Origin of the sequence: Comamonas sp. UBA7528, assembly GCF_002479375.1 — a bacterium.
Lineage (GTDB): Bacteria > Pseudomonadota > Gammaproteobacteria > Burkholderiales > Burkholderiaceae_C > Comamonas.
Map to the genome: position 1 here is coordinate 34,433 of NZ_DLMU01000012.1, position 10,811 is coordinate 45,243.

Here is a 10,811-nt window from a genome sequence, read left to right on the forward strand (position 1 = left end):
GGTATGTCATCAGATTGGCCGAACCTTGCAGCCGGCGATGCAGAGCAAGCGCTGGGTACTGATGGCCAACTTCCCCCTGCGTGCAGATCACACAGTGCAAACGAGGTAGGGGCGCGGGTCCATTTCTAATGTCGTCGCCTGATGGCAAACAACGCGAGCGTCATGTCGTTACGTATCGCCGTGTTTACTCGAAGCGCTTCAATGCCGAACAGTGCTGCCTGCTCGACGACGAGATCGAAACCGTTCTGGCGGCCGTCGTCGTCGAGATTGGACAGTTGCAGCCGCCTGCGGTGGCCTCCGAGGGCAAGCAACAACCAAAACGCCAGCTGCTGCCCACGCATCTGCCGCGCCGCGAGATACGGCACGAGCCTGCATCGACGACCTGCGCCTGTGGCTGCGGCTGTGCGATGAAACACATCGGTGAAGACGTGGCAGAGAAATGGACTATGTGCCCGGTGTGTTCACGGTGGAGCGGCACATCCGCGGCAAGTGGGCCTGCGCGAAGTGCGAAACTATCACCCAGACGCCGGTCGAAGCGCAGGTGATCGACAAGGACATACCCACTGTCGGCTTGCTGGCACAAGTGCTGGTGGCCAAGTACGCAGACCCGCCTGCCGCTGTACCGTCAGGAAGGCATCTATGCGCGCCGGTCTGGCTATCCCTCGCGCACTGGGTCGGCACCTGTGTCGTACGGCTGCAGCCCCAGGTTGATGTGCTCAAGTGGGTATTCGCGTGAAATCCTCCAAGTGTTCGCATAGCAAAAACACCACCGGTTCGCATGCCAAACCCCCTGCGATTTGCATTCAATATCGCCACTTTTAGCGCGATGTGACCACGAACTTTTCTAGCATGTCAAAGCTAGTTGTGGCGCAATGTCGCAAATCGACCCACTACGGACATTCGCGCAGGTGAAATTGGCGGCAGGGAGCGGACATCCAACATTCCTCTTGAGCAGGAAAAGATTGGGAGCGCGTAGGTTCTCGCGTGCGACCAAGTCCAAGCCCGCTCCTCTCATTTCCCCAACAACCACTGCAGCAACATCGCTGCTAGCGTTGGCATGCCAAAGATCAACACAAAGATCGGCCATTCCTCAGCCAAGGGATAGCCCGCCTTCGTGATGCCGAACCAGATATTGAAGCTGGAGATTGCCAGCCAGAAGGAAATAAAAGCCACGGTGGCCAGCGCGCTCGAAAGCGACAAATGGCGGGCGAGGCCGTGAAGGCCGCCCGACAACAGCGCGGCAGAAAGGAAGAAGATCAATGTCCGCATGAAATGGTCTCTCGGGTCGGTCTGAGGTCTTCAGAAAAAGCTGCCACGTGGGCCACCGGGGCGCAGCAGCGCCAGCCGGATGGCCCCCTGCGCGGAGCGCAGCAGAGGCTCCTCCAGATTCAGATGGGCTTCATCGTTTAAGGCGCAGCTCACCGCATTGACCAGCACCGGCGTTGCCGCCAACTCGTGTGTCAGCTCCAGGGTCAGCATATTGAGCGCCGCCGTCGCACTGGCATATCCCAGCCTGCGCGCGCCAGCGGTTGCAGCACCGCCATTGCGCGCAGTGCCGTCCAGATGCCCCGAGACATTCACGATGCGTCCCGTGGCCGATGCCCGCAATGCCGGAAGCACCAGGCGGCTCAAGAGCAGGGGCGCGAAGAAGTTGGTTTCCATGATGGCGCGCACGGTGGCGTCGTAGTCATCCATCGGCGTCATGGCCCTCGGCGCACCGATCGCGGCCTGGTTCACCAACACATCCAATCCGAGGCCGTCGTCGAGGATGCGGGTCGCCGCGGCCCGCATCGATGCCGGCACGCTCAGGTCGAGCGGCAGCGGATTGGCCTCAATGCCCAGGTCACGCAGTTCGGCCGCTGCTGCGATGCCACGGCTCAGATCTCGGCTGCCGAGCAAGACGCTGAACCCCGCCTGCCCGAGTCCGAGGGCGATATGAAAACCCAGGCCTCTTGTGCCTGCCGTGATGAGGGCTCGACGAGCCGCGCTGCCGTTCATGGTGTCTCCAGAGTGGGTGGTTGTGCGCCAGCGCTGAGTGCTGAACCGGCGTAACCACAGTCTCCGAGAACCAGCCACTGGCCGCTACGACATTCAACCCATGATTCCTGCCAAACTTCCGGCCCAACCCACTTCGGGACCGCTGCGCATCAGCTGCGCACGAGCCGCCCACTGCCAAAGGACGCCCGGTACTGGCCTGGCGTGACGCCAATGTCTTCCAGGAAGGCACGACGCATCGCCTCGTCGCTGCCGAAGCCGCAGCGGCTGGCAATGTCGTCCATGCCTCGCGCCGTCTGCTCTAGCAGAGCGCGGGCCGCCTCGATGCGCATGCGGCGCAGGTACTGGGCCGGCGGAACGCCGACTTCGGTGGCGAAGACGCGGGCGAAGTTGCGCGGGCTCATCACCACCCGGTCCGCCAGCGCCTCGACATTGAGCGGCTTGTCGAGGTTCTCGGAGATCCAGGCGACCAAATCGGTGAAGCTGGTCCGGGTGGTCGATTGCTGGGCGGACAGGACCGTGCTGAACTGACGCTGTCCACCGGGGCGCTTCAGGAACACCACCAACATGCGGGCGATCTCCAGGGCGGTCTTGGTGCCCAGGTCGTCCTCCACCAGTGAGAGCGCCAGGTCGATGCCGGCGGTGACCCCCGCCGAGGTGTAGACCGGCCCGTCTTGAACCCAGATGGGATTGGCATCAACCTGGACCGCGGGATAACAGGTGCCCAGTTCCTCCGCATAAGCCCAATGCGTGGCAGCACGGCGACCATCCAGCAAACCGGCTGAGGCCAGCACGAAAGCACCAGTGCAGATGGAGCAGGTCCGGCGGGCATTGGCGCTGCTGCGGCGCAGCCACTCGCACAGCGCGGGGTCGGTGCTGATGTCGGCTCTTTGCGCGCCGCTGATGACGATCAAGGTATCGACCGGCTCTTGAATCTCGCTGTAGTGCACGTTGGCGACGGTGACCAGTCCGCTCGATCCACGCATCTCGCGGTTTTCGCTCGCACTGGCGACGGTGACCTTGTAGGGCTCACTCCCATCAGCGCCGCCATGGCGCATGGCATCAATCGCAGCGTGGCCAAACACCGTCAACGGCCCGGCCATATCCAACTCCAGGATGGGCGGGACGCCCAGGATCACGATGTGGCGCGGGTTGCGGGTGCCGGACATGGGCGTACTTGAAGACTGCGATGACACGACATGGATGGCGCGAGTTCCACGCCGAGAATGCCGTCATCGTAGGCAGCGAAGCCAAGCGCGACCAGTTCTCTAAAGAGAGTAGTGAACGTAAAAGTGAGGAGATAGGCTGGCGCACTATCTCCTCTCAATCCGCATCAGCATCGGCCTTGAACCGATGCCCCGCCTCCTTGCGTCAGACCACGACCTGGGCCTGCAGCAAGTCATCGATGCCGATGCGCTTGGCAAAGTCGATGCGCACGCGCTCCTGCACCTCGATCACTTCCGCAGCCCCATCGTTGACATAGTCGATCACCGCACGAGGCGGGCGCTCGCCCGCCGGCAGGCTGACGATGCGCACCACTTCGTCGGCGACGCCCTGGGGATCGGCATCATCGGGCGTCAATGCGGTCAGGCGCTCGCCCACCTTGTCCATCACGCCGTCATAGCGGTGATAGGCATCGACCGTCTTCTGGTCGGCCGGTTTGCCGGCAGTCGGGAAGTGATCCGTGCCGCGAGTGAATGCGCCCGGCACGACGATGGAGGTCTCGATGCCGAAGCGGGTCAGCTCATAGGACATGGTCACTGCGACCGAATCCATGGCCGCCTTGGCCGAGCCATAGGGCCCCATGAACGGCGGGAAGCCGCCCTTGGTCGTCGTGCTGCTGATCCACAGCAGCAGGCCCGATTGCTGGCCGCGCAGCTGCGGCAGGGCCGCACGATTCACCCGCAGGGCGCCGAACAGATTGGTGTCGTAGACCTTGATGAACTCCTCGGGGGTGAAGGCTTCCGAGGGGCCGATCACCAGATGGCCGGCGTTGTGCATCACCACATCCAGGCGCCCCTGCTGCTTGACGATGGCGGCCACCGCGGCGTCGGCAGAGGCTTGCGAGAGCACGTCGAGTTCTAGCGGGAAGATCTGCGCGTCGTTAGCCGAAGCCCAGGCGCGGATCTCGTCGGCGCGCGGCTTGTTGCGGCCTTCGACATCACGCATGGTGGCGTAGACGATGTGGCCGGCCTGGGCCAGGGATTGGGCGGAGAGCTTGCCGATGCCGCTGCCGGCGCCGGTGACGAGGACGACTTGCTTGTTGCTGCTCATGATGAGGTTCCTTGAGGATGAAATTGGCAGGAAAGAGACGAGAAGGGGTCGAGACTTCGATGCGTTCAATGAGCGCTGCTGAGTTGCTGCAGCTGATGGGCCAGCCAGGCCGCGGCCGAGCCCAGCGCCGCAGCGCCTGCCAGGGTGGCGAACACGGCCAGGGACGGCGGCTGATGCACCGCGAAGAAGGAGATCAGGCCCAGGAAGTAGCACAGCAGGTTGTTGATGCGCGGCACACCCCGCAGCGACACGACCACGCTGGCGACCACCAGCACGACCACGGGCATCGCAGCGGTGCCCAAGGCCGGCGACAACAACGAGATAGCGACCGCGGCGGCCTTGCCGAACAACACCCCTGCGCTGACGCAGACCAGGTTGATCAGCCCGTCACGCAAGTTGACGCCCCGGGTGTAGAAGGCCACCCAGCCGATGAACATGGCCCAGACCGGCAGCCCGAGGGCCAGTGCTGCGGCTGAGGCTCCCGCCGCCACCACGGCCGCAGCCGCCGTGACGCTGGTGTAGGGCAGGCTGAAGATGCCTGGCTTGGGGACAGTGGCAATTGGTGCATTCATGGTGAGCTCCTTGGATAGACCGGGCAGTCAGGCCACGCCGCCGTTGGCGCGCAGGATCTGGCCATTGATCCAGCCGGCATCCGGCCCGACCAGGAAGGCGACCACGCCGGCGATGTCGGTCGGCTGACCCAGGCGCTCCAGCGGTGCCATCTTGGCGAAGGTCAGCACCTGTTCGCTGGTCTTGCCGTTGAGGAAGAGGTCGGTGGCGATCGGCCCCGGAGCCACGGCATTGACGGTGATGTTGCGACCGCGCAGTTCCTTGGCGAACACTTGGGTGAAGGCTTCGACTGCCGCCTTGGTGCCGTTGTAGACCGCGTAACCCGGCAGGTTCAGTGCCAGCGTGGTGCTGGAGAAGTTGACGATGCGGCCGCCGCTGTTGAGCCGCGCCGCCGCTTCACGCAGCGCATTGAAGGTGCCCTTCGCATTGACGGCGAAGTGCGCGTCGAACATCTCGTCGCTGCTGTCGGCCAGCGGCACGGTCTTGAGGATGCCAGCGTTGTTGATGAGCACGTCGACTTTGCCGAACTTGTCTTCGGCGGCGTCAAAGAGACCACGCACATCGGCGGGCAGGGCCACATTGCCCTTCACAGCAATCGCGGTGCCACCAGCGGCCTCGATCTTGGCCAGGAGTGCATCGGCCTCGGCGGCGTTGCTTGCATAGTTCACGACGACGGCAAAGCCGTCGCGGGCCAGACGTTGGGCGATCTCGGCGCCGATGCCGCGGGATGCGCCGGTGACGATGGCAATCTTCTTGGACATGATGAATTTCCTTGGGTGGGTTGAAGGCTTGGGACTGAGATCAATGCAGTTCGCTGCTTGATGTATTCAGTGTCTGAGTCGGCCCGTTTTCGTGAAATGACAAGCCACCCGTGATTTCTGCCAAGGACCTGCTCGCGCCCGTCGGACCTGTGCCCCACAATCCGGCCGCATGAAACGCTGCCTCCCCCGTCTCGCGCTCCAGCTGTTGCTGACCCTAGGGCTCGGCGCCTGCTCCAGCCGCCACTACCTGGTGAACGAGCGTCTGAGCGAGGACCGCGGCAGTACGGGCTATGCGCTGCGCAATCTGGATGCCACGGGCAACAGCGACAGCCTGCTGGTGATGCTGTCCATCTCAGGCGGGGGGCTACCGAGCTGCAGCCTTGGGCTATGGCGTGCTGGAGGCGCTGCGCGATACGCCGATCCACTGGGAGGGCCGCGACACCACCATGCTCGACGAGCTCGACTTCATCAGCAGCGTGTCCGGCGGCAGCCTGCTCGCCGGCTATTACGTGGCCTACCGTGAGCAGACCTTCGAGCGCTTCGAGCGCGAGGTCCTGGCCTACGACCTGCAGGCCGCGCTGTGGCAGCGAGGACTGTCGCCACGGGGCCTGTGGCAGCAGACATCGTCCCGCTACGGTCGCGCGGATTTTCTTGCTGAGTTGCTCGATGAAAAGGTCTTTCACGGCAAGCGCTATGGCGATCTGCCGCACCGCCGGCCGCTGGCCTACATCAACGCCACCGACATGGCCGATGGCGGACGCTTCGAGTTCACCCAGGATCAGTTCGACTATCTGTGCTCGGACCTGAATCGATTCCCACTCGGCCGAGCCGTGGCGGCCTCGATGGCGGTACCCGTGTTGTTGTCCCCGATTTCGCTATGGAACTATGCGACAGCCTGTCCGGTCCCAACTGCGCAGCTCGCCTTCCAGGGTATGGCCGGCCGCGGCGAATTCGTGCATCTGCTGGATGGAGGCCTGGCCGACAACAGCGGCGTTCAAACGCCGCTGGAGATCATCAATTCGCGCGGCGGCATTGCACAGGCCGCTCGAATCTCGCGCTTGCGCGGTATCCGGCATCGGGTCTTCATCATCGTCAATGCACAGACCCCACCCACCGACGATCCCAGCACCCATTCGGCCGATACACCGGGTGTGCTGCGGCAGTTCCGCACGGTGGTCGATGTGCCCATCGATCGCCACTCGGCCGCCAGCATCGAGCTGCTCAAGGGTGACCTGATGCGCTGGCAGCCAGCGCTACGCTCCAGTGGGCAAGACCACGATGTCTCGGTCGTGAGCAAGGACGCCGACTTCTCGGTCATCGAAGTCAGCCTGGCCGCTCCACCCGCTGGGCTCGACGCCAAGTCACTGACGGGGATCCCGACCAGCCTGTCCATCTCGGCCGAGCAGTCGCATGCGCTGCAGCAATTTGCGCGTGAAGCCTTGGCGCGCAGCCCCGAATGGCAGCGTCTGCTGGCGACGCTTCGCAGCGGCCAGTGAGGCATCAACCGAGCTGGCTAACGCTCCAGCAAAACGCCTTGCAGCGCCTCGTAGGCGGCCGACGCATACCCGCGCCGGTGCAGCAGCAGGGTGTCCACCGGCCCTAGGGACTGGATGCGCAGACCAGGCGGCTTGCGCTGCAATTCCATCACCGAGCGCGGTGCCACTCCCACGCTGGTGCCCGCGGCCACGCAGGCGAAGATGGCGTGGTATGAGCCCAGCTCCAGCACTCTCATCCCCGGCTTGCCCGCCAGCCATTGCTGAGCCATGCGCCGGTAGGTGCAGCCAGGCTCCAAAGCCGCCAGGCTGCTGACTTGCAATTGGTCGGGGCTGGTGATTTCCGGATGATCGGCCGGTAGCAGGAGCAGCAGTTCTTCCTGGAACACTGGCTGGGCCTCCAGGCCGTCATCGAGTGACACTCCCAGTGGCGTCATGTCGGCGACGAGCGCGCAGTCCAGTTGGTGGGCCAACAGCTGTTCGACCAGGCTGGCCGAAGGCCCCATCTGCAAGTCCAAGGCCACATCGGGCCAACGCTTGTGATAGCGCGCCAGCGGCGCCGGCAGGCGGCTTGCCGCCGTGCTTTCCATCGTGCCGATGCGCAGGCGGCCCTTGGGGCTTTGTGGCTTCAGCGCCTCTTGGGCTTCGGCCGCCAGTGCAAGCAGGCGCTGGGCATAGGTCAGAAAGAGTTGTCCCTCCGGCGTCAGCGTCATGCGCTTGCCTTCGCGCAGGAACAGCGGCGCTCCGAGCTGCTCCTCCAACTGCCGCAACCGCGTCGTGACGTTCGACTGTGCCCTCTGCAGACGGTCCGCCGCACGCGTCACGCTCAGCTCATCGGCGACAACGCAAAAGATGTCCAGAGAGGAAAGATCCATGTCTCGTTCTCGTAATAAGATTGATATTACAAAATCAATCTTTTGTTTGATATTATCGCCGAAAGCGGCTGAGACCGCGGTCTCCGTGGCGCCCAGCCAGGAGTGCTTGCTGTTCTGTTTCCGGAGTACCCCGTATGAGCGCCTGGCCCGACACCCGTCTTCTCGATCTCTTTGGCATCGAGCTGCCCATTCTGCAGGCGCCCATGGCAGGCCCCTCCCTGCATCCGATAGCGATCGCGGTGGCTCGGGCGGGCGGGCTGGGGGCATTGCCCTGTGCGCTGCTGAGCGAGGCCCAGGTCCGTAGCGAACTGGCGCTGATCCGAGCGGCGACGACCGCCCCATTGAACATCAACTTCTTTTGCCACCAGTCGCCTCAACCGGATCCAGAACGCGAAGCTGCGTGGCGCAGGTTGCTGCGTCCCTACTACCTGGAGTTCGGACTGGATCCGGACGCACCTGTCCCGGCCTCCAACCGCAATCCCTTCGACGACGCCATGTGCGCACTGGTGGAGGACTGCCGACCGGCCATCGTGAGCTTTCACTTCGGCTTGCCGGCGCCAGACCTGCTGGCGCGCGTCAAGGCCACGGGCGCCAAAGTCCTCTCCTCGGCCACCACCGTGGCCGAGGCCCGCTGGCTCGAGGCGCATGGGGTGGATGCGGTGATTGCCCAGGGCTTGGAAGCTGGGGGCCATCGCGGGGTCTTTCTGAGCGATGAGGTGTACAGCCAGGTGGGGACCTTTGCGCTCGTCCCCCAGATCGTCGATGCGGTCAAGGTTCCGGTAATTGCTGCAGGAGGCATCACCGATGCACGGGGCGTTGCGGCAGCCTTCATGCTCGGCGCCGCCGGCGTCCAGATTGGCACGGCCTACCTCTACACGCCCGAGGCCAAGCTGCCAGCCGCACACCGTGCCGCCTTGCTTGGCACCCAGGCCGAGACCACGGCGTTGACCAACCTCTTTACGGGGCGACCCGCTCGGGGCATCGTCAATCGCCTGATGCGAGAAGTTGGCCCATTGTCGGCTTTGGCCCCGGCCTTCCCGCTGGCCGGTGGCGCTGTGGCGCCGCTGCGCACTGCTGCGGAGGGCCAAGGCTCAGGCGACTTCATGTCCTTGTGGGCCGGTCAAGCGGCGCCGCTGGCGCGCGAGATGGGCGCCCAAGAGCTGACGCAGCAATTGGCCCGCGAGGCCCTGGCACGACTGAAGCGTTAACGCCATCGGCATGCCCGCGTGAAAGCACAGCAATGAGCGAGTCCGCTTCCATCGTCGTTGACCTGGTCCATGAGAGTCCGGTGGTTCGCCATGGCTTGGCCGCGATGATCCGTACCTCATCACAGCTGGTGGTGGGCCGGGAAGCAGCGAGTGCAGCCGAGTTCCTGAGTGGCCTCTCGGATCGTGATCCGGTCGTGATTCTGGCGAGCCCGCCAGCCGGCGCCGAAGTTCTGCGGCGCCAGCGCACAGAACCTGCCCCCGCCTTGATCCTTGTGGCCGCCGCGTTTGCAGCGATGTCGGCCCGAAGCGGCCTGGCGGATGGTGCCCTGGGGCTGCTGGAGCTTTCCGCTGAAGTGGACGAGCTGATCTGCGCCGTTCGTTCGGTTGCGCGTGGTCAGCGCTATGTGATGCCCAAGGTCGCCTCACAATTGGCACAGGCCTGCGACACGGAAGAGTTGACGCCGCGGGAGAACACCCTCTTGCTTCATCTCTGCGAAGGGCATTCGAACAAGGAGATCGCCCAGCGGATGGGGATCACCCTGGGAACCGCAAAGGCCTACGTGAAGGCGATTCTCGCCAAGCTGTCCGCCAAGAGCAGAACGGAGGCTGTTGTCATAGCGACTCGTACAGGCGTACTTCAAAAGGCAGTCTCAGCCAGTGAACGGGCTGGTGGCTGATCCCGACCCACTGCAGACTTCCGTTTGGCATGGATCGCCGCCCCGAAAGGGTCGCTCAACCATTTCGTTCAGCTTCGCAGTGAGTCGTTCGCTGGACCAGCGGGTTAGGCACGACTTGCCTTTCGATGCATGAACGGCACGGTTTGGAGGCTTAAAGCCACAGTTGAACCTGAGGGAACGAGCAAGGACGCATCGGCGGCCTGAGATGCGGACGTGGTCGCCCTTTGAACAATCACCCCGACTGCCTGACCGTCTCGATTGAACACTGGACCGCCGCTGGCGCCACTGTGGATTCCATTGTCAATGTATAAGACGTTGCAAGTTATCTCTTCGTTGGACGGGTACTCCTGAGTGCTGACAACCAGGACGTTTCCGACGACACCGCGCTTGATCATTGGTCCCGCTACATTTTGGGCTCGACCTCTGCGATGCAGAGATTGACGAAACTGAACTGCGACCAAGGAAGTCGGTTCCAACAGGCGATCAATCCCGAACGGAAGTTCAAGTTCATCGGAGTACCCGCAGAAGTGCACCTCTTCACCAAGACGTGGCGGCGGGCCGATCTGAAAAGGTGGAAACGGCAATTGAAGTGGCAAGACCGGGCAGAGCAACGCTTGGTCAATCTGCGCGACGTGCGTTAAAGCGGAGTCAGAAATGTGAATTCCGCAGATTGCTACGCGGTATTCGACGAGCGGGAAGTTTGGGAACTTCGCAAAGATTCTGACCGTTGGGTCCTTGTAGTCGCTTTCACGGATGGGCATTCGACACGTAGCGACGTGGGCTGCTGTGACGATAAGTCCGTCAGCACTGATGGCGAAGCCGGATCCCTCACCGAGCAATTCTTCCCCTTGAAATACCGTTATTGAGCAGCAGGCTTGGGATGCGCGCTTGTATGCAGATTCGTACATATGGAATGGTCGGTGACGTTGCGGATCACTGAATCGACCAGAGTTTTGTA

General features: G+C 63.3%; 10 protein-coding genes and 2 pseudogenes. 4 read left to right on the forward strand and 8 right to left on the reverse strand.

The annotated features are described in order from the left end of the window. Nucleotides 1-188: 188 nt before the first annotated feature. A pseudogene (locus B3349_RS15410) lies at nucleotides 189-721 on the forward strand (IS66 family transposase zinc-finger binding domain-containing protein); the annotation flags it as partial. 290 nt (nucleotides 722-1,011) lie between these two features. Here B3349_RS15410 and B3349_RS15415 read toward each other — a convergent pair. The 6 genes from B3349_RS15415 to B3349_RS15440 all read right to left on the reverse strand — a co-directional run bounded on the left by B3349_RS15415 (nucleotide 1,012) and on the right by B3349_RS15440 (nucleotide 5,600). Further along, the gene (locus B3349_RS15415; RefSeq protein WP_291590045.1) at nucleotides 1,012-1,269 is read right to left on the reverse strand and encodes a hypothetical protein; all 258 of its coding nucleotides are present in this window, start codon (nucleotides 1,267-1,269) and stop codon (nucleotides 1,012-1,014) included. Nucleotides 1,270-1,299: 30 nt separating this feature from the next. Continuing rightward, nucleotides 1,300-1,998 (reverse strand): SDR family NAD(P)-dependent oxidoreductase, encoded by a 699-nt coding sequence (locus B3349_RS15420; protein ID WP_291590047.1) that lies wholly within the window; start codon nucleotides 1,996-1,998, stop codon nucleotides 1,300-1,302. A 149-nt stretch (nucleotides 1,999-2,147) separates the two neighbouring features. Then, a complete protein-coding gene (locus B3349_RS15425; RefSeq protein WP_291590048.1) occupies nucleotides 2,148-3,164 on the reverse strand; it encodes a GlxA family transcriptional regulator in 1,017 nt (338 codons plus the stop codon). 202 nt (nucleotides 3,165-3,366) lie between these two features. Further along, on the reverse strand, nucleotides 3,367-4,269 hold the full coding sequence (locus B3349_RS15430) for an SDR family NAD(P)-dependent oxidoreductase (protein ID WP_291590049.1): 903 nt from the start codon (nucleotides 4,267-4,269) through the stop codon (nucleotides 3,367-3,369). Nucleotides 4,270-4,334: 65 nt separating this feature from the next. Then, complete coding sequence (locus tag B3349_RS15435) at nucleotides 4,335-4,841, reverse strand: DUF1097 domain-containing protein (protein ID WP_291590051.1); 507 nt, start codon at nucleotides 4,839-4,841, stop codon at nucleotides 4,335-4,337. 27 nt (nucleotides 4,842-4,868) lie between these two features. Beyond that, nucleotides 4,869-5,600 (reverse strand): SDR family oxidoreductase, encoded by a 732-nt coding sequence (locus B3349_RS15440; RefSeq protein ID WP_291590052.1) that lies wholly within the window; start codon nucleotides 5,598-5,600, stop codon nucleotides 4,869-4,871. A gap of 371 nt (nucleotides 5,601-5,971) precedes the next feature. Here B3349_RS15440 and B3349_RS15445 point away from each other — a divergent pair. Continuing rightward, a pseudogene (locus B3349_RS15445) lies at nucleotides 5,972-7,096 on the forward strand (patatin-like phospholipase family protein); the annotation flags it as partial. A 17-nt stretch (nucleotides 7,097-7,113) separates the two neighbouring features. Here the strand turns inward: B3349_RS15445 and B3349_RS15450 are convergent. Then, a complete protein-coding gene (locus tag B3349_RS15450; protein ID WP_291590056.1) occupies nucleotides 7,114-7,968 on the reverse strand; it encodes a LysR family transcriptional regulator in 855 nt (284 codons plus the stop codon). Between the two features lie 134 nt (nucleotides 7,969-8,102). On the opposite strand from B3349_RS15450, the gene B3349_RS15455 reads away from it, so the two are divergent. Together B3349_RS15455 and B3349_RS15460 are read left to right on the forward strand one after the other, a co-directional pair. Continuing rightward, nucleotides 8,103-9,176 carry an NAD(P)H-dependent flavin oxidoreductase gene (locus B3349_RS15455; RefSeq protein ID WP_291590057.1) on the forward strand — a complete coding sequence of 358 codons (1,074 nt, stop codon included), beginning with the start codon at nucleotides 8,103-8,105 and terminating at the stop codon, nucleotides 9,174-9,176. 32 nt (nucleotides 9,177-9,208) lie between these two features. Beyond that, nucleotides 9,209-9,853: a LuxR C-terminal-related transcriptional regulator gene (locus tag B3349_RS15460; protein ID WP_291590059.1), complete on the forward strand. Its 645-nt coding sequence runs from the start codon at nucleotides 9,209-9,211 to the stop codon at nucleotides 9,851-9,853. A 104-nt stretch (nucleotides 9,854-9,957) separates the two neighbouring features. Here the strand turns inward: B3349_RS15460 and B3349_RS15465 are convergent. Beyond that, nucleotides 9,958-10,811, reverse strand: an 854-nt coding sequence (locus B3349_RS15465) for a S1 family peptidase (protein ID WP_291590061.1), incomplete at its 5' end; no start/stop codon positions are given.

Bases quoted from the DNA above. Each gene is read 5' to 3' on its own strand.
- B3349_RS15415 (WP_291590045.1), bottom strand. From the start codon at position 1,269: ATGCGGACATTGATCTTCTTCCTTTCTGCCGCGCTGTTGTCGGGCGGC.
- B3349_RS15420 (WP_291590047.1), bottom strand. From the start codon at position 1,998: ATGAACGGCAGCGCGGCTCGTCGAGCCCTCATCACGGCAGGCACAAGA.
- B3349_RS15425 (WP_291590048.1), bottom strand. From the start codon at position 3,164: ATGTCCGGCACCCGCAACCCGCGCCACATCGTGATCCTGGGCGTCCCG.
- B3349_RS15430 (WP_291590049.1), bottom strand. From the start codon at position 4,269: ATGAGCAGCAACAAGCAAGTCGTCCTCGTCACCGGCGCCGGCAGCGGC.
- B3349_RS15435 (WP_291590051.1), bottom strand. From the start codon at position 4,841: ATGAATGCACCAATTGCCACTGTCCCCAAGCCAGGCATCTTCAGCCTG.
- B3349_RS15440 (WP_291590052.1), bottom strand. From the start codon at position 5,600: ATGTCCAAGAAGATTGCCATCGTCACCGGCGCATCCCGCGGCATCGGC.
- B3349_RS15450 (WP_291590056.1), bottom strand. From the start codon at position 7,968: ATGGATCTTTCCTCTCTGGACATCTTTTGCGTTGTCGCCGATGAGCTG.
- B3349_RS15455 (WP_291590057.1), top strand. From the start codon at position 8,103: ATGAGCGCCTGGCCCGACACCCGTCTTCTCGATCTCTTTGGCATCGAG.
- B3349_RS15460 (WP_291590059.1), top strand. From the start codon at position 9,209: ATGAGCGAGTCCGCTTCCATCGTCGTTGACCTGGTCCATGAGAGTCCG.